Below are 25,586 nucleotides of genomic sequence, written 5' to 3' on the forward strand. Positions count from 1 at the left end.
ATTATATTTCTGTAAGTTCTTCTTCTACAGCTTCCACTATATCTTTCTCAACTTTCAGATTTTTAATTATAAATATTTGCCTATCGGGAGTGTTTTTTCCCATATAATATTCCAAGGTACTTTGTATGGATTGTTCTTTTCCGATAATTACCGGATCCAAACGAATTTGTTCGCCGATAAATCCTGAAAATTCATCCGGACTAATTTCCCCCAAACCCTTAAACCTGGTAATCTCCGGTTTGGCACCTAATTTATTCATCGCATTTTGTTTTTCATCGGCGGAATAACAATAAATTGTTTCCTTTTTATTTCGCACCCTGAATAATGGAGTTTGTAAAATAAATACATGTCCGTTTTTTACAAGATCAGGAAAAAATTGCAAGAAGAAAGTAAGCAATAATAAACGGATATGCATTCCATCCACATCGGCATCGGTGGCAACTACAATTTTATTATATCGCAATCCTTCAATACCGTCTTCGATATTTAAAGCGTGTTGCAATAAATTAAATTCCTCATTCTCGTACACTACCTTTTTTGTGAGTCCATAAACGTTCAGTGGTTTTCCTTTTAAGGAAAAAACTGCCTGTGTACCAACATCTCTGGCCTTTGTGATAGAACCGGATGCACTGTCACCCTCTGTTATAAAAAGTGTGGATTCCAATGCTTTTTCACTTTTATCTTCTCCATAATGAAATCTGCAATCGCGCAATTTTTTATTGTGGAGATTTGCTTTTTTAGCGCGTTCATTTGCAAGCTTTTTAATACCTGCTATTTCTTTGCGCTCTCTTTCATTTTGTAAAATGCGTTTTAATAATGCATCAGCTGTTTGCGGATTTCTATGCAAATAATCATCAAGAGCTTTTTTGAGAAAATCGTTTATAAATGTTCGCACCGCAATTCCATCAGGAGCAATATTGATGGAACCGAGTTTTGTTTTTGTCTGCGATTCGAATACAGGTTCCTGCACACGAATAGCAACAGCTGCAACTATGGCCTGACGAATATCCGTTGCATCAAAATCCTTCTTATAAAACTCTCTTATCGTTTTTACAACAGCTTCTCTGAAAGCAGCCTGATGTGTTCCACCCTGTGTGGTATATTGTCCGTTAACGAAACTGTAATATTCTTCCCCATATTCATTACCATGCGACATGGCCACTTCAATATCATCTCCTTTTAAATGGATGATAGGATATCGCAATTCCTCTTCATTTGTTTTTCTTTTTAAAAGATCCAACAAACCATTTTGCGAATAATATTTATTTCCGTTGAAATTAATAGTTAATCCGGCATTCAGGTAAACATAATTCCACAAAAGATTATCGAGATATTCCGGAATAAAATGAAAATTTTTAAAGATGGTATTATCGGGAACAAAGGTTACCAGAGTACCATCCTTATCATCGGTTTTTTGAATGGAATTATCCTTATTCAAAACACCTTTTTCAAATTCAGCCATTTTAGACTTCCCTTCTCTGAAAGCCTGTACTTTAAAATAATGACTGAGAGCATTTACCGCTTTTGTTCCCACTCCGTTCAAACCCACCGATTTTTGAAAGGCGGCGGTATCATATTTTGCACCGGTATTCATCACGCTCACACATTCAATCACCTTTCCAAGTGGAATTCCGCGGCCAAAATCGCGGACTGTCACGATATTATTTTTGATCTCTATATCGATCTTTTTCCCGTAACCCATCATAAATTCATCGATGGAGTTGTCGATAACCTCCTTCACCAACACATAAATGCCATCATCCGGAGCAGATCCATCCCCCAATTTACCAATATACATACCGGGACGCATGCGCATATGCTCTATCCAGTCGAGGGTCCGTATATGTTCTTCGGAATAATTGTAATTTGTATTAGCCATGTTGCGAAAGTAAATAGTTAAGTGCGGTTGACCATAGGCAGATATGCACAATACAATTGATAACTGTACCCGACTAGTGCAAATGCAGAATTGTAACTGATTTAATCTATTTTTAAGTTCAAATCCACCATAAAAATAAATCTCAGTCTAATATTTTTAGTTCCAATTTTTGTTGTAACAAGCTGTAACAGAGTCTATTACATTCCCTCCACACAAAATGTTCCACTTTTAACAGAATCAACCGATTTTCGGCTTTCCGGTACCGCCACATTTGGGCAATCCTTTATTGGTGCTGACTTTCAGGTTGCTTATTCTCCAATTAAACACCTTGGAATTATGGCAAATGGTTTTTGGGGCAGTGAAGATGGTGAAGACGTTTTTCAAACCACCAATCTTAATACTGGGCGGTTTTTAGAATTTGGTTTGGGGGGATATTATCCCATTTCTGATTTTTCAACTTTCGAAGCTTATGGGGGATATGGCAAAGGGACAATTAATTATTCATGGTCTTTCAACAATCCAACTGCGATAAATTATGACAGAATTTTTATGCAATTTACAGCAGGAATTAAACAGGATATTTTTGAAATTGCAATTACGGATAGATTTTCGTTTGTAAACTATACAAATATTTCTCAATTAGAAAAACACTCTTCGTTTAATGATTATTATAAAAACGTGCCGACAAGATCAAACTACCTTTTTCAAGAACCTTCGGTTACATTAAGAGTTGGATTTCCATTAATTAAATATCAAACTCAAATTCAGCGTAATTTTCAAATGACGGGTTCAGACTTAGCACATAATACTTATGTGGTAAGTTTAGGATTTATCGTGAGTCCAGATCTCTTTTTAGACGATGAAGAAACTGATGTCAAAGGCTTCCGTTTACGTTAATATCTTACAACAATTCATTCGCCAAATTCGCCAACTCACTCCGCTCTCCTTTTTGCAAAGTAATTACGGAACACATAGGATGATTTTTAATTTTATCAATTAAATAACTCAATCCGTTGCTATGTGAATCGAGATATGGTGTATCAATTTGATTAATATCTCCAGTAAAAATGATCTTTGTATTTTCTCCGGCTCTGGTGATAATGGTCTTAACCTCAAGCGGAGTAAGGTTTTGCGCCTCATCAATGATGAAGAAAATATTGGAAATACTTCTTCCCCGAATATAAGCAAGTGGTTGAATTACTAATTTTTCCTGCTCTATCATTCCTGCAATTGCCTTGTATTCGGGATCATTTACTTCAAATTGATTTTGAATCATTTTGAGATTATCCCAAAGTGGTTCCATATAAGGATTCAGCTTCGATTTAATATCTCCTGGTAAATATCCAATATCTTTATTATTAAGCGGGATGATGGGACGGGCTAAAAATATTTGTTTATAATTTCTCCTTTGTTCCAATGCACTCGCAAGTGCCAATAAGGTTTTACCTGTTCCGCTTTGACCTTGTAAAGCAATTAATTTAATTTCAGGATTAAGCAACACATTTAATGCAAACACTTGCTCTGCATTTCTAGGTTTAATTCCGTATGCGGTTGATTTATTAATCCGTTCAAAAACCTGATCTACAGAATTATAACTTGCCAACACCGAACTGCTTCCATTTTTTAATATAAAACACTGATTTGCATAGGGTTCCTGCTTTAGAATCTCTTTGAATCCGATGGAGCCCTCACTGTATATTTTATCAATATTTTCGTGATCGATTCCTTCAATTGTTTCAATAGGTTCTTTCAGAAAATCGGGATCGGCAATTTTATCATTTTTATAATCTTCAGCATGTAAACCCAGTGATTTAGCCTTTAATCGCAGGTTGATATCTTTGGAAACCAAAATCACCTTATGATCAGGATGTTTATGCATCACTACTAAAGCCGTATTCAATATTTTATGATCCGGTTTTTCTTCTCCGAAGATCTCTTCCGCATTTACACCATTGTGCTCATACATCATAACTATCATCCTTCCGGGACCTCTGTCGTGAATCTGTCTCCATTCCTGTAAAGTATCTTCCTTGGATTTAATATCCAAAAAACGAATGAATTCACGCGCTTCAAAATTGATAGTTTCGTTACCTTTTTTAAAGTTGTCCAGTTCCTCCAGCACCGTGATTGGGATGACTACGTCATGTTCTGCGAAATTATTTACGGAATTGTGATCGTGTAAGATTACTGATGTGTCGAGAATGAAAATCTTTTTTTCTTTCTGCACAGTTGCCTTTTTTTTCACCGCCATAGTTAAATATTAAGTCGAAAATACAGGTAACTTCTTTCTGTGCAATGTACTGATGTAAACAAAATTGTGGATAAATGTACCAATTTGAATACAATGCCTCGAATTACATAAATCACATTTCGGATTTGCGAGCCGGAAAGCCACAAAGATCGGGAAGTTGCTGGAAGGTAAATTATTATCGAATTAAATAAAAAGTAATAACTTAAATTCTTGATTCAAATAGTTATTTGTATGCCGCCTATATGTAAAAAAAAAGTTGCCACGAATGCACGAATAAAAATTTAAAAAAAAATATAACCTGTCCATGCCCTTGGCTGTTCATTCGTGCATTCGTGGCAGCCCTTTAGCCGACAATATGTAAAAAAAAAGTTGCCACGAATGCACGAATAAAAATATAATGTACCATATATAACCTATTTATTCCTATGGCTGTTCATTCGTGCATTCGTGGCAACCCTTTAGCCGACAATAGGTAAAAAAAAGTTGCCACGAATGCACGAATAAAAATATAAAAAACAATATATAATCTATCCATACATATGGCTGTTCATTCGTGCATTCGTGGCAACCCTTTAACCGACAATATGTAAAAAAAAGTTGCCACGAATGCACGAATAAAAATATAAAAAACAATATATAATCTATCCATACCTATGGCTGTTCATTCGTGCATTCGTGGCAACCCTTTAGCCGACAATATGTAAAAAAAAGTTGCCACGAATGCACGAATTCAATATATTTGTATAAAATATTTGTTTAACCCATTAAATTGTTTATCCTATGTCAGAAAAAATTTTGTTTAAAGAAGAAAGTTATCAAATAATTGGAAAATGTATGGAAGTACACAATTATTTGGGGCCAGGTTTTTTGGAAGTTGTTTATAAGGATGCTTTGGAGTATGAATTCAAAAAAGCCGGAATTCCTTATTCCAGGGAAAAAGAGTATACTGTTCATTATAAAGATACCATCCTAAAACATAAATACAATGCTGATTTTGTGGTTTATGATAAAATTATACTGGAGGTGAAAGGTGTTGGAGCAATTAGCGACGAATTTATTGCAAGAGCAATAAACTATTTAAAAGTGTCTTGCAACCAATTAGCTTTGATCATTAATTTTGGTGAACTCAAATTAAATTCGAAAAGAATTATCTTGTAGGTTCCGTAAATTAAAAAAAGAGGTGCAAATAATATAATTGCACCTCTTTTTTAATTAAATGAATTAATTTGACTAAAAATTGTAACTCAGATCTACAATTGTTTAATCAAACAACTTATAACCTAAAGTAAACTGAAAAATATTCTTTCTGCTATCCACTTCAATTAAACCATTATCAGTTTCAATGTAATCTGTAAATTTGCTAAGGTTACCTTCGTAACGGGCATCAAAAGTGAGCCGATTGATATCAAATCCTAAACCTGCCTGATAACCAATTGTAATTTCATTAAGATCAAAAAGTGGATCTGAAGCATCTGATTGAATATGACTAACAACTGGTCCACCCATTAATCTGAATTTATTAAAAACATTATATCCAAATAAAAGAGGTATATCCAATTTATCGACATTCATTGATAAAACATCTCCCAAAGCAATATCCTGAGGATCAATTTCACCGATATCAGCCAGACTTTGGTTTTCGGAAAACAAAATTTCAGGTTGGAAAACAAATTTCCCGAATGTGGCTCTGGCAAATCCTCCAAAAACAACTGCCATTCCGCGCTCATCCTCCAGATCACCCATATCTACCCCATCTGAACCCACTACATCTAAAATTACCGATTGAGCGTAATTAACTCCACCTTTTACCCCCAGGTCAAAATCCTGCGCATATACTTTAAAAGTATACAGACAAATAATCAATACCATTAATCTTTTCATACCATTACATTTGATTGCCTGTAAACTAAAACTATGCCATTACATTTTTTGAGGTACATAAACCACAAAAAGACCCTAATTTTGCCTCCAAATTGCTGAAATGAATAAACCACTGGAATGGAATATCAAGTTGGAACCTATAAAGGGCAAATATTTGGAAGGCCCCCGATCCAGATGGCATGAACTTGAATTTGGAATTTCCGTGTTATTTGAATTTATAAAGGGCTTCCGACAGTTACATTTTGTAGGACCTTGCGTTACTGTTTTTGGATCGGCCCGTTTTGATGAAAATCATCAATATTATAAAATGGCTTACGAGGCGGGAAAAAAAATAAGCGATGAAGGATTAACCGTTTTAACAGGCGGCGGTCCCGGAATTATGGAAGCAGCAAACAGAGGCGCTTTTGAAAATGGAGGTCGCTCAGTGGGATGTAATATTAAACTTCCACAGGAACAACAACCAAACAAATACATGCACAAATGGGTGACAATTAAATATTTTTTTGTGCGAAAAGTATTATTGGTAAAATATTCCTATGGATTTATTGTTATGCCCGGTGGTGTTGGTACAATGGATGAATTTTTTGAAACTTTAACCCTGATCCAAACTGCAACAATCAAAAATTTTCCCCTAGTTTTAGTAGGAAAAGATTATTACAAGGACATATGGGAAATGTTACAAAAAATGATGGCTCAAAATACGATCTCCAATGTAGATATGGATCTTGTATTGTTTACTGATAATATTGATGAAGCGGTGGAACATGTTAAATATTATATCCGACAAAATTATAAAATGCATAAATTAAAACCGCTAAAGTTATTAATGGAGCGATTTAATTAAATATTGATCAAATAATTAAACAGTTGCAAAAATGAAAATACCGGAGAAAACTTCTAAATGGCTTAAAAGAATAGGTTGGGCAGGTTTTTTCTTTTTTTTGATTAAGGGAATCGTTTGGTTAGTTGCAGGTGCTGTTATCCTGGAGTGGTTGGAAAAGGTATTTTAACAAAAAAATAAGGATATGTCTTTTACCCGTTCATCGTTGAAATTTACCCGTTCAGCAATTAATAATTGTCTGCAAAAACATGGTTGCTTTGTTTTGCATCATAAATAAAACAACAATGAAACTTAAATACTTAATCACCTTAACAAGTTTGGTTCTACTAACCATTACAATGTATGGACAAAACCTTACACAAACGGTTCGCGGACAAGTTATCGACAATCAATCTAAAACCACTTTACCCGGAGTAAACATCATTGTGCTTGATGTAAATCCGGTAATTGGTGCGGTATCTGACATGGACGGATATTTTGTGATCGAAAATGTGCCTATCGGACGAATTTCTATTCAGGCAACCTATGTTGGGTATGAACCATTTATTGCAAATAATCTGGAACTTACTTCAGGTAAAGAACTTATGCTGAATTTTGAAATGGCAGAACAGGTAGTTAAAATGGATGAGGTTGTAATAAAAGCCAGTGATGATAAGATAGAAACCAATAATGAAATGACAACGGTAAGTGCGCGACAATTTACTATTGAAGAAAGTATGCGATATGCCGGCGCCCGAAATGATGTGAGCAGAATGGCTCAAAATTTTGCCGGTGTTCGCGGTGCAAATGATGCCGTTAATGATATTATTATCAGAGGTAATTCACCAGTGGGATTATTATGGAGATTGGAAGGCATTGATATTCCAAACCCAAATCATTTTGGAGATTTTGGTTCTACCGGTGGCCCGGTTTCTATGTTAAACAATAACGTTTTGGCAAACAGCGATTTTTTAACAGGAGCATTTCCGGCAGAATATGGAAATGGAATAAGCGGTGTTTTTGATCTTAAAATGCGCAATGGAAATTATGAGAAACATGAATTTTTAGGTCAGGTAGGATTAAATGGTTTTGAAATTGGCGCAGAAGGTCCAATAAGCAGAGAACAAAAATCTTCCTATTTGCTGAATTACCGTTATTCTACTTTAGGAATTATGAGTGCTCTGGGAATTAATTTCGGAACCGGAACAGCTATTCCTTATTATCAGGATATTACAGTCAGAGCAAATATGCCGACAAAAAAGGCCGGAACATTTTCATTATTCGGAATAGGTGGAATCAGTCAGATAGACCTTATATCGAGTAATGCAGAAGATACGGTGGATAATTTATATAATAACGATCTGGATATTTATGATAGGTCCAAAATCGGGATAATTGGCATCTCACACCAGTATTTAATTAATAATTCATCTTATACAAAATTCACTATTGCAGCATCTACTATTATCAATAATGATATTGTAGATTCAATTTCTGTGGAGACGTTCGAACCGGTAGAATTTTATCGTCAAAATTTCACACAAAACAAGATCTCTGCAAATTTCTTTTATAAAAAGAAGTTTAATGCGAAAAATAATTTACAACTTGGAGTGCGATTTGATGAATTTCTTGTTTCCGTATCGGATAGTATTTTTGAAGGAATTCCGGGACGTTATGTAACACTAACATCCTTTGATGGAAATACATTTTTATTGCAACCTTATGTTCAATATCAATATCGCCCAACAGAAAAACTAACCATTAATTCCGGATTACATTTTCAATATCTGAGTTTGAATGGAAGTAATTCACTGGAACCACGATTGGGAATTAAATATCAAATAAATAACAACAATGCGATAAGTGTGGGATATGGATTACATAGTATGATGGCACCTATAGCTACTTTCTTTAAAACAGTGGAAACAACTCCGGGTAATTATAATACACCCAATGATTCCATTGATTTTGTAAAAGCCCATCATTTAGTATTAGGATACGATAAACAACTTTCAGAAACCATGCGCATAAAAGCGGAGGTATATTATCAGCATCTTTATGATGTTTTGATAGATAAAGATAGTTCGTCGTTCAGTGTATTAAATTCCGGTAGTTTTTCTTTCGGCACTCCCGACAGATTAACAAACAGCGGAACAGGCAGAAATTATGGTGCAGAATTAACTGTCGAAAAATTTCTGGATAAGGGTCTGTATTTTTTAATGACCGGATCATTATATAAATCGGAATATATTGGAAGCGACGAAATAGAAAGAGAGACAGCATTTTCCGGAAATTATGTTGCAAATGTTGTTGGAGGAAAAGAATTTTATTTATTTACAGGAAAAGCTTCTCCTAAAAACACGAAATCAATAGTTTTTGATACAAAATTTACTTTAGCGGGTGGACAACGATATACTCCCATTGATCTGGAACAATCTATATTAACTAATTCAACGGTTTACGACTGGAATAATGCATTTGCCGAACAATTTGATGATTATATGCGTTGGGATGTAAGACTTGCATTTAAGATCAACGGAAAATTCGCTTCACAGGAATGGGCAATTGATGTGCAGAATGTTACAAACAGACAAAATCCATTGTATCAACGATATAATCCATCGGAAGGTGAAATAAATACCGTTTACCAATTAGGCATATTTCCAGTGCCCCAATATAGGATCACCTTTTAATATTTATAATGCCAAAATCGATCTACACAATTAAAAACATATTATTAGGCACCGTAGTAGTTTCTATGGTGCCTACTACTTTTGTTTTTTTGCGCAACTGGGCCTTAGGAGATAGTCCAAATCCGGAAATGGATACACTAACAGCATATCTTATTTCACTTTTGTTTTCTGTTGTTGTTACCTTTTCTATTTTTCTCGCAGTAATTAAAATTATTTCAGGCACCACTGCTAAGTTGGAAGGAAAAATAAGTGCGCCCAAACGCATTTTGACTTGTCTTGTATTGTCACTGATCGTTGCAAACATCATAATTTATATTTATTGGTTAATATTCAATGCGTTTTTATTCCACTGTGAAGCGGAGGAAGCAAGAGCCCGAATTTTCGAGAACCAAATGCTTGCAACAGTCCTTGTAATTATTGTCAGTCTGGTTTTTGAAATTGGCCATTATATTCATCAACTCAAAATTACTGTTGCAGAAAAAGAGCGACTGGAAAAAGAAAATATGCGTTCACAACTGGAGAGCTTGAAAACACAAATGAGTCCCCACTTTTTATTCAATAGTTTTAATGCCTTGTTATCTTTGATAGATTCTGACAAAGAAAAAGCTAAACAATTTTTAATGGAACTATCAAAGGTTTACCGTTATGTTCTAGAACAAAAAGACAATCTGGTTGTGGAATTAAAGGAGGAATTAAAATTTATAAATTCATACATCTACCTAAATAAAATACGTTTCGGAGAAAATCTTCATTTTGAAACTGATATAGATGCAGGTAATTTAAGTAAATTCATTCCGCCATTAACGTTACAATCGCTGGTGGAAAATGCAATAAAACATAATATAATTTCAGAAAGCAAACCGCTTACAATTAAGATAACGAATGACAGGAATAGATTAATTGTTTCCAATAATTTGCAAGGCAGAAATGAAAAGATCGTATCTACAGGAATTGGTTTGAAAAATCTGAAAGAAAGATATTTTCTTCTTGGAAATTCTGAACCCGAATTTGGAATAGTGAATGATCAGTATATTGCAAAAATTCCACTCATCGAAAAAGAAAATATCTGATATGCAAGTTGTGATCATTGAAGATGAAAAAATTGCTGCCGACTTTCTGGAAAAATGTATTCTGGAATTCAATCCGGATTACAAAGTAGTTAAAAAACTGGATTCTGTTGAAACTTCTGTAAAATGGTTATCAAATCATTCTGCGGATCTTTTATTTGTAGACATCCACCTTGCAGATGATATCAGTTTTAGTATTTTCGAACAGATGGACATTCAAACTCCAGTAATTTTTACTACTGCTTATGATCAATACGCCATAAAGGCATTTAAGTTGAACAGCATTGATTACCTGCTTAAACCTATTGATAAATCAGAATTATTTAATGCCTTAAATAAATTTATTCAATTCAGGAATTCGGCACCGATCGACATAAAATTGTTGCTCGAACAATTTAATGCTCAAAAAAATGAGTATCAAAGTCGTTTTCTTGTGTCTACCGGCCAAAAATTGAAATCGCTGAATATCGAACAGGTTGCATATTTCTTCTCAGAACAAAAACTAACATTTTTGGTCGCCAAGGATGGCAAACATTATGTTTTGGATAATTCTCTGGATAAATTGGAAACGATTTTGGATCCGATAATCTTTTTCAGAATAAATCGTCAGTTCATCATCTCCTTTACAAGTATTAAAAATATGTTCAGTTACTCTAAATCCAGGGTAAAAGTGGAATTGGAGCCGGTTATTGAAAAAGAAACAATTGTGAGTGTAGAACGATCATCAGAGTTCCGATTGTGGCTAAACAGGTGATTCTCCTTTATTTCATCACATTTTAACATCAAAGTTGTAATAGCCCTGCAGGATTCCACTTATATTTGCATAAGGTTTCCCCTTTCAAATAATTCAGGCAAATTTTAATTAATAAAATGAAAATTCTATATTTCTTTTTTTCGGTATTACTACTCTCCTGCAGTGCAACCTCCATTGATGATAGCAAGTCCCATTTAAACTGGCCTGAAAGGTCTGTTTTGATGGATAATTTCAGACAACAGGATTCCATTTGTGTTATTTATGGAAAAGAGGATGGACTTCTTTCCGAAGCCATTATTGCAGACATTTCAGATGTGGGTCAAATTAACGATAGAATTAAAATAATAATAAGACGCGATGATGAAGTTACTCAGTCGGAGTTAACTAAATTTCCTTTATATATTATTGGAACAATAAATAATTTATTGGTAAAAAGGCTTGATGAAAATATGCCTGTTAATTTCACTGAAAGAGGATTTATATTTGACAATAAGGAATATACTGATAAATCAGGCATAATTAAGATATCACTTTATCCTAATCTTTTTAATCCGCAATTACCATTAACATTAATTGCTGCAAATTCGGAAGAAAATCTTATAGAATATGTAAAAGACCAATTTACACAAAGCTGGGGATATTTTTTCTGGGATAGCTGGGGTTACCAGATATATGAAAAAGGGAACAGAATTGTAATGGGTAATTTTTCGGAAGATAAAACCACATTATGGACCATCGACAAAAAATTGCATTGGGATTTTAGCTATGATGGTGTTAAAGTAAAGGAAGATAAAAACATACAATTTTATACGCATTCTCCGGATATTTCGATGGATAAAATAAATGCAATTGAAGTAAAAACAGCTTTCGATCTGGATGCTTTAGAAAAATTTATTGGCATTGAATTACGTGAGCAGATCAAATACCATATTTATCCCTCACCGGAGATCAAAACACTTATGCAAAATAATCCGGAACAGGCAAATATTGATTTTGAAAACAATACTTTGCATACGGTAATTGATCAGGAATATACCAATATGTTTTCGGAGTCACCTTGTAAACTAGCGCTGCGAAAGATTTTAGGCGAGCCTGAAATAAATGCTTTGGAGACCGGACTTGCAATTAAATTTACAAAAAACTGGCAGGGAACGGACTATAAGTTACAGGCAAAACATTTGTTGGATGCAACACTTTTACCTGAAATAAAAACATTGTTTGATAATAATTCTTTTAATGAACGCTCTACTTATTTGATGAAAATAGCAGCTGCAAGTTTTGTTGATTACCTCATCACAGAAAGTCCGATTAAAGAGAGTTTTGTAAAAGATTATCCCACATTAAACTCTTCCGATCTTTTAAAAATTCCCAATCTGGAACAAGACTGGAAAATATATGTAACAAAACAAAGTTCTGATCTAAAGAACAGCTCCCCTTCTATACCAACAGACAATAATTTTTTAAAGGGATTTAATTTTGCGCATGAAGGATATCAGGTTTATAATGGTTATTTAGGTTCGGAGGCTGATCGTTCTATAAAAAAATTAAAGGAGATAGGCGTTAATTCCATCACCATTATTCCTTATTCCGGTTTTCGTTCCATGACCAAACCTGCACCGATAGGATTTTCAAATAGCGCAGGATCTGAAAATGATGCAAGCATTATACATTCAGCATATGAGGCACATCAAAATGGAATGTCGGTTATGATAAAACCTCAACTCTGGAGCCATTTAGGATGGACCGGAGATATCACCATGGGCTCACAAAAAGATTGGGATCTGTTTTTTGAATATTATGAGCAATGGATAATACATTATGCACTGATGGCAGAATTATATGATGTGGAAATGTTCTGCATTGGAGTTGAATTTCAAAATGCATCCTTATCGGAACACAATAAGTGGGATGACCTGTTTGATAAAGTTCGCAAAATTTATTCCGGTAAAATAACCTATGCAGCAAATTGGGGGACGGAATTTGAAACTGTTTCTTTTTGGGATAAACTGGATTATATTTCAGTGAATTGTTATTATCCCTTAAGTTCAAAAACTGATCCTACAGATGCAGAATTATTAGCAGCATTTGAAAAAAATCTTGACATTATTGAACGCGCACATATAAAATATAATTTACCCGTATTATTTACCGAGATCGGTTTTAAAAGTATTGCAGCGCCCTGGATAAATCCACATAAAGACGCTGACGAACAGGATTACAGTGAAGATGCGCAGAAACGCTGTTATTCCATTATGCAACAGGCAATGGCAGATGAAGATTGGATAAAAGGTGTTTATTTTTGGAAATGGCCGAGTTATATGCAATATTCCGACGAATACAATAAAGATTTTACTCCCTGCGGAAAAGAAGCCGAAGCTGTAATAAAAAATTGGTTCTTAGGAAATAATTAGTTCAGATCAATAAGCACAATCTGTCTTATATAAGATCATATAATCCACAATGGCTTGGATGGCAGATGTTTTCATATCTCTTTTTAAAGATCCATCCTGAATTACTGCACTGGTGAGTGTCCAAACTCTGCAAAAATCAGTATCCATTGCTTTTTGAGCCTTTGCCATAGCAAGAATTAAATTAATGGTATAACTGGTTTTCTTTTTAGATGCAGCCATTTCCAGAATATTGATCGCTTCATCCACAACAAAATAATCATCCATTGCAATTAAATAACCAAGGCATAATAATTCATCTGCACTTAATTCAGTAAGTATAAGTTTTTCTGTTGTGGTGGAATGAGCTTTGGCAAGATATTCTTTGAATTTATCTGCATTATTATTTCCATCATAATTCCAACCAATTGCGTTAATTACGGCAGCCTTTGCATCAATTGGATTTTCTTTATTCAAAAGAAATGCTGCAACTTCATCATTCATTTCTCTTCCAACTTCAGCCTTCGAAACAATATCATAATCGTAATATGCTGATGCAAAATAGGTGGATGTTAAAGGTGAATCGGCTTTTGCCACAGATAAAAAAAGGCATAGCATTATCAGGAGAAAACTTTTGTTGATGTGCATGTTCAATTATTTGGTAGTTGAATTAATTCAGGATGTTGATATAAATAATAAATAACAGGTATAGTGATCAATAAGGCAATAATTAACGGAATGGTTATTTTTCGTTTATCGTATTTAACACCTTTTCCGATAAGTTGATTCCATAACAATTCAGATAATATCAAAGCACCGGCAATTCTTATCAAAATAGCGGCAAAACTACCCGGTGGGAGAATATAATAGGAAAGATAACCCGCAAATGCAGTAAAAACCACAGAAAAAAGAATAACCTGCCAAACAGCTTTTTTATTTACCTTCCAAACATTCATAGCCAACATAATTCCACCGAATAATGGCGAGAAAAAGATGGTAAAAGCAAGAATTACCGTTTGTGAATATAATACAGGTAAAACCACTTTAACTTCTTCAGGTTGCTCATTTATCACCACAGCCTCTTCCACTACCATTCTCGCAGTAATCGCAGAACGCAGGGCATCAGCCCCCGGAAAAAATAGTTTTCTTTTTTCACATTCATCTAAAACAGCCAATATCATCTCATCAAGATACATAGCCTCATTGGCCTTGAGCGCTGTCAACAGGTCTTCATCGGGCATTCTTGCTACCACTAACTTGTAACTATTTTCCGACATACCTGCTTAATTTATATTTTTGCACGATCAATTATTATTATGAACGTAAAATTACCGCTATTTCTTTGTTTTTTCTATTGCTCAATGCTTTCTGCGCAATCAAAATACAGTACAACAGGACTTTTTGCCTATTCAGGTGCTTTATCAATACCACAAAAGTATGAGTGCGGTCCCGGACAATTAACGAAAGATGGTAGTCATTTTATTTTAGGACTTACCGAAGGAGATTTTGAAAATGTTTTTGACCTGCTTTCAAATATCTATTTATACGACCTAAATGCGAGCTCCGGAACTGATGCCATCAAAAGTTTTGGCCTTCCCGCTGCCTTGGATTCCATTAGATATTTTCAGTGCAGCGGTTCAGAAAATGAACAAACTTTGGTTTATGTGGTAAATGAAATGGGAGGATGGAACGATAATGATCTTGGTTTAGCAGAAAAGAAAGCAGATGGAACCTATACAAAAACCAGAATGCTGGATGAAATAAACGACCCGGCGTTGAGCGATGCCTACCCATGGGTTTCCGGCGATGGAAACCGCTTGTTTTACAGTCGCGATTTTAAATTATTTTTTACGGAAAGAAGTGGACCCGAAGCTAAATTTAACACTCCCGTTTTAGTGGATTTTGAAGGTGATGTAGAATTAGAAGTTGTGTCCTGTTGGTTAACACCCGATGAAAAAAATTTGTTTATCATCGCTAATAATCAAATTTACAAAGCCAATAGAAAATCAAAAACAGACCCTTTTTCTTTGCCAACTTTATTTACCAAAGAATTTAAAGATTTTTATTTTATTGCAGGATTAAGTTTTTTGGGGGATAAAAAAACAATGTATATTTATTATTCCGATGAAGAAACTCAGGAAATATTAATTTACAAATTAAAAGACGGAAAAGCCTGGTAAAACGACTACTGAAATATTATTTATTATTTTTAATATTTTCTGCCTGCAATTCCGGTCATGAGCTACCCGATTACAGCAATTTTAATCATATTATAAAAATACGTGACTTTGAAATTTATATTCCTAAATATCTACACGCCGATAAAAAAATAAATCCGAAAGCAACAATTGCTTATGCCGATTCTACGAATAATACCATTTTTATGGTGATCAAAGATAAAATCCCAAACACAGAAAGGGATAGTATTACTATTGAATTGGAAAATTATTTCAACTTCGCAGAGCTTGCCATTTTAAATACCTTAAGCGATGCCAAAGAATCGAACAGAGAAAATATTACAATTAATCTTAATGATGCAATGGTTGCAAACATAGAAGGTAAATACGGCGATCAAAAAGTATATTATTGCCTTACCATTGTAAAAACAGAATATTATTTTTATCAGTTAATTGGCTGGACGCTCTACAAATTGAAAGATACCAATGGCAAGGATATTTGTGATGCAGCTTTATCCTTTGCCGAATTGAATTGAATCGTGAATCGAAAATCGTGAGTCGTGAATCCGGTACTGCTAACATTGGAACTTTTGATTTTGACCTTAAATTTTTTTCTGACTCGGAGCATTCTCACCACTGAAACATGAAGTGATCGACGCAGGAGATCTACTTCATGTCCTTACTCCCGTCCGACCGGTCATCCGGGCGGGCACCACTCACCCATAATCGCAGTTAAAAATAAAAAGCAAGAATATCCGACTCTCGAGAACCAAACTCATTACTCATAACTCATAACTCATTTCGTGAATCGCGAGTACACGTCACATCATGAACCTTAATTGCGATCAATCCCTATCTTTGTAAAAATTATATGGAATGAAGAGCTATTTTATTGTTGTGATATTATTTTCTTTTTTGTTGATATCCAACGGATGTAAAGAAAAACAGCCTGAAGTTGCTGAAGTTTCGAAGGAATTATTTTATGGAAAAATTGTATATTCATCCATTGTAGAAGCTATAGATACAGTATTTAAATTGAATATGGAGGCCATTAGTCCATATAAAATTGATATTTATGTTGACGAAAATAATTTCCGTATGATTGAATATGGAGGATTATCGCACAGCAATTTAATACTGGATAAAACCGATAAAGCAGCATGGCAATTAGATACCATAAAAAAGCTAGCATATTTGGGCGAATATTCTGACCTGGGTGATCCCAATGCTGAGTTAAGGGATCTCATGCCTGATCATTTTAAACCTATTGTTGAGGTAACAAATGAAAAAGAAACGATATTAGGACACCCTTGTACGAAATATAAAGTTGTGCGCTCAGGATTTATTCCGAATGATAATGAAGCTTTTATTTGGGTTGCTGATGATTTTAAGATTCCTGCATCGCGATATGATATTCAAACGGAGATCAATCATGCTGCAGTTCCTGCACCACTTATTATTGGGTTTGAAGATGGCGCAATTATGCGATTAACAGTTAAAACAAAATCATATACACGCAGTTTTGAAATTATTGAATTGCAAAAGGATTTTTTTCCAACGGGTATTTTTGAAATTCCTGAAGGTTACCAAAAAAAATAAATTATGAAACAAATTTTTATTCTTGTTTTATGTAATTTTTATTTATCCATTTTAGTTGCACAGACTAATTATGCCATTGAAATAGTTCATCAGGATGTTAATACGAGTTTGAGAGGATTATGTGTGGTAAATGATTCTGTTATTTGGACCAGCGGTAGTAATGGTTATGTGGGAAGATCCATTGATGCCGGCAAAACATGGGACTTCAAACAAATACATCCCTACGACAGTGCTGAATTCAGAGATATTGAAGCATTTGATGCAAATACTGCTGTGGTTATGAGCAGTGTTCAACCTGCATGCATTTTAAAAACAGTGGATGGAGGTAATACATGGAAAGAAGTTTTCAGAAATGACGATCCCGCTATATTTTTAGATGCTATTGATTTTGATGGCAAAAAAGGAATTTGTTTGGGAGATCCCATAAATAATTGGTTTTATTTTTTGTCTACAAATAATAAGGGAGATAGCTGGAAGGAAATAAAAAATAAAAATAATTTAGCACCTGACAGCACTTATGCATTTGCTGCAAGTGGGTCGGCAATGCAATTATTAGATGGTAAAACGATAATTTTTGGTACTGGTGGAAAAAACGCCTCGATTTTTTGTTCAGATAATTTCGGTAAAAATTGGAAGATATCAAAAACACCGATGGTGGCCGGAAAACAATCCGAAGGAATATTCTCCATTGATTTCCCAACGAAATATCATGGCTTAATTGGTGGAGGAGATTATCTAAATCCGGATATTATGAATACTAATTTATTTTATGGAGAATTTCAATCCCCCGATATTATCAATTTCACTTCTTCTTTCCCAAATCCTTCAGGATATATTTCCTGTATAAAGTATTTACCCTATCCTTATGAAGTAATAATGTGTGGTACGGGAGGAGTAGATGTAAATAATTCTTTTTTAGATAGAACAATAAATATTAGTGAGGAAGGCTATAATGTTATTGGGATATCCGGTTTCGGAAAAGCAGTTTACCTCGCAGGCAATAACGGAAAGATTGGTAAACTCCTCAAAAATTGATCACCTCGGCCAAATGATCTCCTCAAAAACAAGATCACCGGGATTTATTGAACAATCTAAAGAAGGTGATGGACCCCAACCGCCATTGGTATTACAAACCTTTGTTCCATCCTCATCAAAATAATCGTATCCATAATCGTTAACACAATTATCGACAAACTTGAAGTATTTGATACCTGCCATATTATATCTTTCCACCTGAAGGCAATCATTATCATGAGGGTAATCTGCGATCAATTTTTCAATAGATTTTGGAGTACCCGCAGGCAGATCATAAGTATTGCAGGAAACTACAACAATACAAAGCCCAATAAAATTGACAAGATATCGCAAACGCATCCGGGAACTATTTTGATGTTAAATTAACGTTTTTTTGGGTAAAATAATCTGTTGAATCCTAAAAATGACAATTTTAAAGCAAAAAACGAGCTAAACTCTAAGATTTCATAGCTTCTGCCCGCATTTTTTCACTCAATTCTTTCCCCAAATACCTGTCGATCCACCTGTGGAGCACATATAACAAGGGAGTCAGAATTATTGCAGCGGAAACCTTATAACAATAGTTCACTGTCGCAACGGCAAAAAACAGACTTAAACTCCATTGCTGAGGTCCGATAACAAATGCGATATACAACACGATCAAACTATCAAATATTTGGGATATCACCGTAGATCCCGTGGCCCTCATCCAGATATTCTTTTCACCGGTAAAGAACTTGATCCTGTGAAATATGGTAACATCCACCAACTGACTTACAAAAAATGCAGCAATAGAACCTGCTATTATCCACATTCCTTGTCCGAAAATTGCGCTATAGGCTTTTTGCATATCAGGAACTCCGGCATCAACATAACTTGCGGGCCAAAATCCGGCGGGTGCAAGATTGATGGCGATATAAACAACACCAAAAGCATATAAAATAAATACAATGGCAATATAACTCAATCGCTTCACTCCTTTTGTTCCAAAATATTCATTAATAATATCCGTCATTATAAATACAATGGGCCATAAAATAACCCCAACGGTAAAGTTTAGAGAGCCCTTTTCGCCAAATAAATTCCAATTAAATGGTTTCCAGCCGAAACTATCTTCCAACGCGAATATTTTAACTCCAATAAATTCTGCTATTAACGCATTGGTGACAAAAAAAACTCCCAGAATTAAAAGTAACATAGCCGGTTTGTTGGCAAATGGATTGTGGTGATGATCTTCCATATTATGGTGGTTTAAATGAATGGAAAAAATTTATTTGTTTTCGCACTGTAAACAGGATATTCCGGAAAATGTTCCGTCAGCTTTTTTTCTTCATATTTCGATTTAATTTCAAACAATAAAAGTATCATTAAAGCGATCATTAATTGATCAAAATTATGTTCCATCATAGCATATCCCAATGCAATAAAAAAAATACCTGTGTAAATCGGATGCCGCATATATTTGAACACTCCCGTAGTGATCAATGTAGCATTTTTTGTCGGGGTAGGAAGCATGGTAAGATTTCGGTTCAATTGTAAAAATGCCGTCATCACTAAAAATATTCCGCTTAGTGCTAATGGCATACCTATATATCGCCAGATGTTGGGTAAAATCGGCTCAACCGGCTCCGGATGCCACCAATAGCCGATAAATAAAAGGATCTGAATGCTTACAAAGATGTAATCTGCTGTCTTTTTTGGTTTCATATGTTTTCGGACACAACTTTACGGATTTTTATTGGTAATTTAGCAAAGGTTATCTCCTTAATAATTGCTACTCATGAAAAAAACATCATTTATTTCCCTTGTTTTACTTGTATTATTTTGTAGTTGCTCTACATCGAAACTATTAAAAATTAGCCCGGATAAAGCAATTCCAACCAATGATTTCGATCAACAATATTCAGATGAAAGTTCCTCAAATGTTTTTCAACCTTCGGGAAAAACAGATTACACACCAAATGATTTAGTAATCATTGATTTTTATACCGAAGCTAACATACCCATTTTAAGTAATAAAATGGATTTAAAACATACGTCTGAACCTTCATATGCAGCTGAAAAAAATACCTATCAAATGGATACAGCGGTAATTGTTAATGAAGAATTACAAGAACTGGATATTGCTAATGATAGTTTTAAATTTGGTTTAAGTTCTTTAATTGCATTGATCACATCTGTATTGTTGTTGTTATCCGGTGCACTGTTTCTTTCTGTTGGTCTTTTTATTACTTCCTTTATACTTGGACTATTTGGTTTAGGAAAGGGAATTACAGCGAAAAGGATATTAAGAAAGGAAAATAATATTTATTCAAATGCAAATAAAGCAAATTGGGGTATAACTTTTAGCCTGATAATTTTTGCAAGTATTGTGTTTGTTTTTGCTTATAGTCTCTTCTTATGGACATCCGGGAATGGCTTTTCTTTATCATTTTCAAGTTTATATTGAACTAAAAATAATTTTCTCGATAAATGCTACCAATGCAAAACTATATTTTACCGATTCTTTTCGCTTGTTTAGCTGTGAGTTGCAATACTTCAGAAAAATTATTTACTGCAACAAATCACATGGAAATAAGTAAAAATAATGAAATGTCGAATTCTGTTGGGGTCCCTGCAGTGTGCGATTATCAACCATCAGGATCAGTAGAATATATTAATAATGATTTAGCATCAGAAACATATTTAGCAGAGGATAATATATTTGATTCAATTACTGAGTATGTAGTTATGCATACCGGTTCTGAAAACTATTCTGTAAAAGTAGATACAGTAATAACTAAAAATGTTGCACCTACAGAGTTGAAGGAAGCAAATCAAAGTTTTACATTGGGCATGATATCTTTTATTGCTTTAATAGGATGGATGTTATCTTCTTACTATATGTTAGCTTTTTTTGCAATTGCTTTTAATCTGATTGCAATTGTATTTGGTATAGCTGGTTTGAGAAAGGGAATTATTGCGAACAGGATCTTACGCAAGAGCAAAAATATATATACAAATGCGAATAAAGCGGATTGGGGAATTGCCTTGAGTGTGCCGATTTTTGCAGTTCTTTTAGCTATTGCTATCTTTTTAATCTATTTAATTTCAACTGGAAATTTTTGGTTAAGCTGAAATTGTAAAAAATAGAGTGCCTAGGCTTTATTGTGGGATCTATATCTTTATATTTTGATCATATGTTTCCTTTCAAAGTTTCACATTAGGTTTATATTTGTGTTTTAACCACCAATTCCTAAAAATGAAAATAAATTATTTTTACACGATACTTATTCTTGCTGCTTTTATTTGTGGAAGTTGTAATATCACTCATAATCACACCGCTGTTTTAAATCCAAATAGTGAAACAGGCAACGGATCAGTCAAAATAAATCCGGCGGAAATTGAACCTGCAGCATACCAACCATCTGCTGCTCATAATGAAGAAAACTCCGAACCATCCAATGAAATTGTATATTATAGTTCTATTGATAATGCTACCTGGGAGACATTGATAGCTGAAAACGACCTAATAATTACTCCAAAAAAGGAAATTCTTCCTGATACGCTTCCCGATGGCGAATGGTTATCTCAATCGCAGTTGGCCAGAGAAAGTAAAATTGCGGGAATTTGGGGACTGGCAATATTTTTTATATTACCCTATATAGCTGTCGTTTTTGGCATAATAGCAATTGCCAAGGGTCGTCGCGCTCAAAAAACTATTGCAAAATCTCCAGAGAAGTATATAAATGCCGGAGATGCAATGGCCGGGGTGATCATGGGTTCCATCGTTGTGGGATTATTTGTGTTAGCAGTATTAATCTTAACTGTTTACCTAATGGCCTTAAGTGGTATACTCAATTTGCCAAATTGGTAAAAATAAGGGTACTCGCTTTTAATATTTTATCTTTGCGCCCGCCTTTAGAGGTCAGATTATGAGTTTACAGTCAGAGATACAGCGCAGGAGAACCTTTGCAATTATTAGTCACCCCGATGCCGGGAAAACGACACTTACAGAAAAATTTCTGCTTTACGGTGGTGCAATTCAGGTTGCGGGTGCCGTTAAAAGCAATAAAATAAAGAAATCTGCCACCAGCGATTTCATGGATATTGAACGCCAAAGAGGTATTTCCGTGGCAACTTCCGTAATGACCTTCGAATATGAGGGAATTCAGGTAAATCTGTTGGATACTCCCGGACACAAGGACTTTGCGGAGGATACTTATCGCACATTAACTGCCGTTGACAGTGTAATTCTTGTAATCGATTGCGTAAAGGGCGTGGAAGCACAAACAGAGCGTTTAATGGAAGTTTGCCGAATGCGCAAAACACCTGTAATTATTTTCATCAATAAAATGGACCGAGATGGAAAAGATCCCTTTGATCTTTTGGATGAATTGGAAGAAAAATTAAATATCCGCGTCCGACCTTTAAGCTGGCCTATAAATATGGGATCTCAATTTAAAGGTGTTTATTCCCTGTATCATAAAAAATTAAATGTTTTTCGCCCGGGTTCACAACGTATTGAAGATGATGTATTAACAATTGAAAATTTAAATGATCCGCTTTTAAATAAAATTGCAGGCGAAAGAGATGCACAACAATTGAGGGAGGATGTGGAATTAATTGAAGGTGTTTATCACGACTTTGACGTAAATAAATATTTAAGTGCGGATATTGCTCCGGTGTTTTTTGGAAGTGCAATTAATAATTTTGGAGTGCAGGAATTATTGGAAACGTTTATTCAAATTGCCCCTGTTCCACAAGGTCGTATTTCAGATAACAGAATTGTTGTTCCTGAAGAAAAAAAATTCAGTGGCTTCGTGTTTAAAATACACGCTAACATAGATCCTCGTCACCGCGACAGAATTGCATTTTTGCGTGTGGTAAGCGGAGAATTTGAACGCAATAGTTTTTATCATCACGTGCGATTAAATAAAAATGTACGTTTTAATAATCCGTATTCTTTTATGGCTGCGAGTAAGGATGTAATTGAAGAGGCATATCCCGGAGATGTAATAGGATTATACGATACCGGTAATTTTAAAATTGGCGATACACTTACCGAAGGAGAAGAATTAAATTACAAAGGTATTCCGAGTTTCTCCCCCGAAATATTTAAAGAATTAATTAACCTCGATCCAATGAAAACAAAACAATTGGATAAAGGAATTGAACAATTAACAGACGAAGGAGTAGCGCAATTATACACCCATACCAGCGGTCATAAAAAAGTGGTGGGCACAGTTGGTGAATTACAATTTGACGTTATCCAATATCGCCTCGAAAACGAATACGGTGCAAAATGTCGCTTCGCTCCTATTCCAATGAACAAAGCATGTTGGATGACCACAACGGATAAAAAACAACTCGAAGAATTTATTCGCCTCAAATCGGAATATATTTATTTTGATAAGGACCATAATCCTGTTTATATGGCGGAGACAAGTTGGGCGTTGAATGTTGCGAGGGAGAATAATCCGCACATTACGTTTCATACTACCAGTGAATTTAAGACAGACGCTCTTGGGTGACATAGGACATACGACATAGGACATATGACTTGAAATAGGACAAGGGGAAGCGACAAAAGGATTTACTTTGGATTTAGATAGAAATTTGGCTTCTGATTTAATATTTTTTGTAGTATGAACGTTTTGGTTATTGCAATCTCCTCCGGATTGACGATTCACGATTGACGACTCACGCACTTTGATGTATCTTTGATTACCATGCGAAAAACGATAACTCTTGTCATTGGAATTTTTATCTACGCTGCTTCCTTCGCATCACAGTCCTATGTCCCTTCTCCAATGTCCTATATCAAGTCCTATGTCATATGTCCTATGTCATATGTCGCGCGCCTCGCGCCCCCTGCGCGCCCCGCGCCCACTGTCTACTTATTGCCAGGCCAGGGTTCGGACTCAAGAGTTTTTAAAAATATTCATTTTGAAGAAAATATTGATACAATAAATATTCATTATCCTGTTCCTTGCGAAAATGAAAGTATGAAGGAATATGCTCTTCGAATTTCAAAACAAATTGATACCACAAAACCATTCATTTTAATTGGAGTTTCGCTTGGAGGAATGATTTCCTGCGAATTAACCGATATTATTCATCCTGAAAAAGTTATTATTATTTCCAGTGCATCCTCATCGGAAGAAGTTCCTAAAATGTATACTTTTTTCAAAACATTTCCTGTTTACCGCGAAATATCTCCTTCATTGTTTAAATATTCAAGTTATTTTCTCCAACCCCTCTACGAACCCGACCGCAAACTGGAAAAAGAAACCTGTGTAAGCATGTTGCACGCAAAAGATCCATTATTTATTAAACGCGCAGTGCATTTAATTGTAAGCTGGGACAGAACCGAAGCAGATAATCTCAACAAAAATATTATTCATATTCATGGGGATATTGATAATACATTACCGATTGAAAATGTGCAAGCTGATTATATTATTAAGGGTGGATCGCATATGATGGTGTTGACGAAGAGTGAGGAGATTTCGGGGATAATTGAGAGAGAGATGAATATTAAATAGTGAAACTAATATTTAAACACAATTTTTATAACCTAAAACCACTTTGAAAATTACCAAAATATGCATAATATGCAATTTTTAAAGTATTTTCATCCTGTGAATTATTCTACTCCTATCAAGATTTCAAGCACTTTGGGTTATGGTCCGTTCGGAACCACGCTGGAGGGTAGAAATTGGAGCGTGGGTAGTGAATATCGGTATGGCTTTCAGGCTCAAGAGTGCGATGATGAAGTTTTTGTTGACAATTGCAGTTATGCTTTTTAATTTAGAATGCAAGATCCTAGAATTGGTCGATTTTTAAGCATAGATCCTCTTGCAAAAAGTTATCCATCAAAAAGACCCAAGATTGATTTTTGAGAAAATTGCATAAATATTCAATTATAGTTATTTAATGGTTATATCATTCGAGTTGGTTGAAATAGGTCTTTCTGGAAATAAATTATTTTAACACCACTAAATGGGCTATTTGGTAAATCAGCAATTTTAACCCATTGACCTGCAGCATATTTGCCACAGGTCGATGAGATATTACAAAAT

At 34.7% G+C, this 25,586-nt stretch carries 25 protein-coding genes; 17 read left to right on the top strand and 8 right to left on the bottom strand.

All coding sequences use genetic code 11. The annotated features are described in order from the left end of the window. Position 1: 1 nt before the first annotated feature. Positions 2-1,879, bottom strand: coding sequence for a type IIA DNA topoisomerase subunit B (locus IPI31_14205; protein MBK7568970.1), 1,878 nt, complete (start codon positions 1,877-1,879; stop codon positions 2-4). Between the two features lie 336 nt (positions 1,880-2,215). Between IPI31_14205 and IPI31_14210 the strand changes: the two genes are divergently transcribed. After that, positions 2,216-2,776: a hypothetical protein gene (locus IPI31_14210; GenBank protein MBK7568971.1), complete on the top strand. Its 561-nt coding sequence runs from the start codon at positions 2,216-2,218 to the stop codon at positions 2,774-2,776. Between the two features lie 4 nt (positions 2,777-2,780). Here IPI31_14210 and IPI31_14215 read toward each other — a convergent pair whose 3' ends face one another. Next, positions 2,781-4,130 carry a PhoH family protein gene (locus tag IPI31_14215; protein ID MBK7568972.1) on the bottom strand — a complete coding sequence of 450 codons (1,350 nt, stop codon included), beginning with the start codon at positions 4,128-4,130 and terminating at the stop codon, positions 2,781-2,783. A gap of 780 nt (positions 4,131-4,910) precedes the next feature. Here IPI31_14215 and IPI31_14220 point away from each other — a divergent pair. Further along, a complete protein-coding gene (locus IPI31_14220) occupies positions 4,911-5,288 on the top strand; it encodes a GxxExxY protein (protein ID MBK7568973.1) in 378 nt (125 codons plus the stop codon). 102 nt (positions 5,289-5,390) lie between these two features. Here IPI31_14220 and IPI31_14225 read toward each other — a convergent pair whose 3' ends face one another. After that, positions 5,391-6,011, bottom strand: coding sequence for a PorT family protein (locus tag IPI31_14225; GenBank protein ID MBK7568974.1), 621 nt, complete (start codon positions 6,009-6,011; stop codon positions 5,391-5,393). Positions 6,012-6,111: 100 nt separating this feature from the next. Between IPI31_14225 and IPI31_14230 the strand changes: the two genes are divergently transcribed. From IPI31_14230 to IPI31_14250, 5 genes are all read left to right on the top strand, one after another. Next, positions 6,112-6,855 carry a TIGR00730 family Rossman fold protein gene (locus IPI31_14230; protein MBK7568975.1) on the top strand — a complete coding sequence of 248 codons (744 nt, stop codon included), beginning with the start codon at positions 6,112-6,114 and terminating at the stop codon, positions 6,853-6,855. A gap of 281 nt (positions 6,856-7,136) precedes the next feature. Then, the gene (locus tag IPI31_14235; protein MBK7568976.1) at positions 7,137-9,524 is read left to right on the top strand and encodes a TonB-dependent receptor; all 2,388 of its coding nucleotides are present in this window, start codon (positions 7,137-7,139) and stop codon (positions 9,522-9,524) included. 8 nt (positions 9,525-9,532) lie between these two features. Then, the gene (locus IPI31_14240; GenBank protein MBK7568977.1) at positions 9,533-10,594 is read left to right on the top strand and encodes a histidine kinase; all 1,062 of its coding nucleotides are present in this window, start codon (positions 9,533-9,535) and stop codon (positions 10,592-10,594) included. A 1-nt stretch (position 10,595) separates the two neighbouring features. Next, on the top strand, positions 10,596-11,345 hold the full coding sequence (locus IPI31_14245; GenBank protein ID MBK7568978.1) for a response regulator transcription factor: 750 nt from the start codon (positions 10,596-10,598) through the stop codon (positions 11,343-11,345). Positions 11,346-11,461: 116 nt separating this feature from the next. Continuing rightward, a complete protein-coding gene (locus tag IPI31_14250; GenBank protein ID MBK7568979.1) occupies positions 11,462-13,756 on the top strand; it encodes a hypothetical protein in 2,295 nt (764 codons plus the stop codon). Positions 13,757-13,762: 6 nt separating this feature from the next. Here the strand turns inward: IPI31_14250 and IPI31_14255 are convergent, their stop codons facing one another. Next, complete coding sequence (locus tag IPI31_14255; protein MBK7568980.1) at positions 13,763-14,380, bottom strand: hypothetical protein; 618 nt, start codon at positions 14,378-14,380, stop codon at positions 13,763-13,765. Positions 14,381-14,382: 2 nt separating this feature from the next. After that, a complete protein-coding gene (locus IPI31_14260; GenBank protein MBK7568981.1) occupies positions 14,383-15,009 on the bottom strand; it encodes a hypothetical protein in 627 nt (208 codons plus the stop codon). A gap of 39 nt (positions 15,010-15,048) precedes the next feature. Between IPI31_14260 and IPI31_14265 the strand changes: the two genes are divergently transcribed. The 4 genes from IPI31_14265 (at position 15,049) to IPI31_14280 (ending at position 18,543) form a co-directional block, all read left to right on the top strand. Further along, positions 15,049-15,912, top strand: coding sequence for a hypothetical protein (locus IPI31_14265; GenBank protein ID MBK7568982.1), 864 nt, complete (start codon positions 15,049-15,051; stop codon positions 15,910-15,912). A gap of 203 nt (positions 15,913-16,115) precedes the next feature. Next, positions 16,116-16,445: a hypothetical protein gene (locus tag IPI31_14270; protein MBK7568983.1), complete on the top strand. Its 330-nt coding sequence runs from the start codon at positions 16,116-16,118 to the stop codon at positions 16,443-16,445. Between the two features lie 340 nt (positions 16,446-16,785). Beyond that, positions 16,786-17,508 carry a hypothetical protein gene (locus tag IPI31_14275; protein ID MBK7568984.1) on the top strand — a complete coding sequence of 241 codons (723 nt, stop codon included), beginning with the start codon at positions 16,786-16,788 and terminating at the stop codon, positions 17,506-17,508. A 3-nt stretch (positions 17,509-17,511) separates the two neighbouring features. Next, a complete protein-coding gene (locus IPI31_14280) occupies positions 17,512-18,543 on the top strand; it encodes a hypothetical protein (GenBank protein MBK7568985.1) in 1,032 nt (343 codons plus the stop codon). Here the strand turns inward: IPI31_14280 and IPI31_14285 are convergent, their stop codons facing one another. From IPI31_14285 to IPI31_14295, 3 genes are all read right to left on the bottom strand, one after another. Then, the gene (locus IPI31_14285) at positions 18,544-18,882 is read right to left on the bottom strand and encodes a hypothetical protein (protein ID MBK7568986.1); all 339 of its coding nucleotides are present in this window, start codon (positions 18,880-18,882) and stop codon (positions 18,544-18,546) included. It lies immediately after the preceding gene. 97 nt (positions 18,883-18,979) lie between these two features. Next, a complete protein-coding gene (locus IPI31_14290) occupies positions 18,980-19,720 on the bottom strand; it encodes a queuosine precursor transporter (protein MBK7568987.1) in 741 nt (246 codons plus the stop codon). Positions 19,721-19,773: 53 nt separating this feature from the next. Further along, entirely contained in the window at positions 19,774-20,229 is a 456-nt protein-coding gene (locus IPI31_14295; protein ID MBK7568988.1) for an isoprenylcysteine carboxylmethyltransferase family protein, read from the bottom strand. Positions 20,230-20,302: 73 nt separating this feature from the next. Here IPI31_14295 and IPI31_14300 point away from each other — a divergent pair, with 73 nt between their 5' ends. The 6 genes from IPI31_14300 (at position 20,303) to IPI31_14325 (ending at position 25,313) form a co-directional block, all read left to right on the top strand. Next, positions 20,303-20,971: a hypothetical protein gene (locus IPI31_14300; protein ID MBK7568989.1), complete on the top strand. Its 669-nt coding sequence runs from the start codon at positions 20,303-20,305 to the stop codon at positions 20,969-20,971. Positions 20,972-21,003: 32 nt separating this feature from the next. Next, a complete protein-coding gene (locus IPI31_14305; protein ID MBK7568990.1) occupies positions 21,004-21,639 on the top strand; it encodes a hypothetical protein in 636 nt (211 codons plus the stop codon). Positions 21,640-21,763: 124 nt separating this feature from the next. Continuing rightward, entirely contained in the window at positions 21,764-22,378 is a 615-nt protein-coding gene (locus tag IPI31_14310) for a DUF4190 domain-containing protein (protein MBK7568991.1), read from the top strand. A 58-nt stretch (positions 22,379-22,436) separates the two neighbouring features. Then, a complete protein-coding gene (locus IPI31_14315; GenBank protein ID MBK7568992.1) occupies positions 22,437-24,035 on the top strand; it encodes a peptide chain release factor 3 in 1,599 nt (532 codons plus the stop codon). Positions 24,036-24,509: 474 nt separating this feature from the next. Next, positions 24,510-25,049, top strand: coding sequence for an alpha/beta hydrolase (locus IPI31_14320; GenBank protein ID MBK7568993.1), 540 nt, complete (start codon positions 24,510-24,512; stop codon positions 25,047-25,049). A gap of 69 nt (positions 25,050-25,118) precedes the next feature. Next, positions 25,119-25,313, top strand: a complete 195-nt coding sequence (locus IPI31_14325) for a hypothetical protein (GenBank protein MBK7568994.1) — start codon at positions 25,119-25,121, stop codon at positions 25,311-25,313. Positions 25,314-25,586: the final 273 nt, after the last annotated feature.

This window comes from Bacteroidota bacterium, assembly GCA_016706865.1.
GTDB lineage: Bacteria > Bacteroidota > Bacteroidia > Chitinophagales > BACL12 > UBA7236.

Bases quoted from the DNA above. Each gene is read 5' to 3' on its own strand.
- IPI31_14245 (MBK7568978.1), top strand. From the start codon at position 10,596: ATGCAAGTTGTGATCATTGAAGATGAAAAAATTGCTGCCGACTTTCTG.
- IPI31_14305 (MBK7568990.1), top strand. From the start codon at position 21,004: ATGCAAAACTATATTTTACCGATTCTTTTCGCTTGTTTAGCTGTGAGT.
- IPI31_14225 (MBK7568974.1), bottom strand. From the start codon at position 6,011: ATGAAAAGATTAATGGTATTGATTATTTGTCTGTATACTTTTAAAGTA.
- IPI31_14280 (MBK7568985.1), top strand. From the start codon at position 17,512: ATGAAACAAATTTTTATTCTTGTTTTATGTAATTTTTATTTATCCATT.
- IPI31_14270 (MBK7568983.1), top strand. From the start codon at position 16,116: ATGGTGATCAAAGATAAAATCCCAAACACAGAAAGGGATAGTATTACT.
- IPI31_14255 (MBK7568980.1), bottom strand. From the start codon at position 14,380: ATGCACATCAACAAAAGTTTTCTCCTGATAATGCTATGCCTTTTTTTA.
- IPI31_14325 (MBK7568994.1), top strand. From the start codon at position 25,119: ATGCAATTTTTAAAGTATTTTCATCCTGTGAATTATTCTACTCCTATC.
- IPI31_14315 (MBK7568992.1), top strand. From the start codon at position 22,437: ATGAGTTTACAGTCAGAGATACAGCGCAGGAGAACCTTTGCAATTATT.
- IPI31_14275 (MBK7568984.1), top strand. From the start codon at position 16,786: ATGAAGAGCTATTTTATTGTTGTGATATTATTTTCTTTTTTGTTGATA.
- IPI31_14265 (MBK7568982.1), top strand. From the start codon at position 15,049: ATGAACGTAAAATTACCGCTATTTCTTTGTTTTTTCTATTGCTCAATG.
- IPI31_14230 (MBK7568975.1), top strand. From the start codon at position 6,112: ATGAATAAACCACTGGAATGGAATATCAAGTTGGAACCTATAAAGGGC.
- IPI31_14210 (MBK7568971.1), top strand. From the start codon at position 2,216: ATGGCAAATGGTTTTTGGGGCAGTGAAGATGGTGAAGACGTTTTTCAA.
- IPI31_14205 (MBK7568970.1), bottom strand. From the start codon at position 1,879: ATGGCTAATACAAATTACAATTATTCCGAAGAACATATACGGACCCTC.
- IPI31_14215 (MBK7568972.1), bottom strand. From the start codon at position 4,130: ATGGCGGTGAAAAAAAAGGCAACTGTGCAGAAAGAAAAAAAGATTTTC.
- IPI31_14260 (MBK7568981.1), bottom strand. From the start codon at position 15,009: ATGTCGGAAAATAGTTACAAGTTAGTGGTAGCAAGAATGCCCGATGAA.
- IPI31_14240 (MBK7568977.1), top strand. From the start codon at position 9,533: ATGCCAAAATCGATCTACACAATTAAAAACATATTATTAGGCACCGTA.
- IPI31_14300 (MBK7568989.1), top strand. From the start codon at position 20,303: ATGAAAAAAACATCATTTATTTCCCTTGTTTTACTTGTATTATTTTGT.
- IPI31_14235 (MBK7568976.1), top strand. From the start codon at position 7,137: ATGAAACTTAAATACTTAATCACCTTAACAAGTTTGGTTCTACTAACC.
- IPI31_14250 (MBK7568979.1), top strand. From the start codon at position 11,462: ATGAAAATTCTATATTTCTTTTTTTCGGTATTACTACTCTCCTGCAGT.
- IPI31_14220 (MBK7568973.1), top strand. From the start codon at position 4,911: ATGTCAGAAAAAATTTTGTTTAAAGAAGAAAGTTATCAAATAATTGGA.
- IPI31_14290 (MBK7568987.1), bottom strand. From the start codon at position 19,720: ATGTTACTTTTAATTCTGGGAGTTTTTTTTGTCACCAATGCGTTAATA.
- IPI31_14295 (MBK7568988.1), bottom strand. From the start codon at position 20,229: ATGAAACCAAAAAAGACAGCAGATTACATCTTTGTAAGCATTCAGATC.
- IPI31_14320 (MBK7568993.1), top strand. From the start codon at position 24,510: ATGAAGGAATATGCTCTTCGAATTTCAAAACAAATTGATACCACAAAA.
- IPI31_14285 (MBK7568986.1), bottom strand. From the start codon at position 18,882: ATGCGTTTGCGATATCTTGTCAATTTTATTGGGCTTTGTATTGTTGTA.
- IPI31_14310 (MBK7568991.1), top strand. From the start codon at position 21,764: ATGAAAATAAATTATTTTTACACGATACTTATTCTTGCTGCTTTTATT.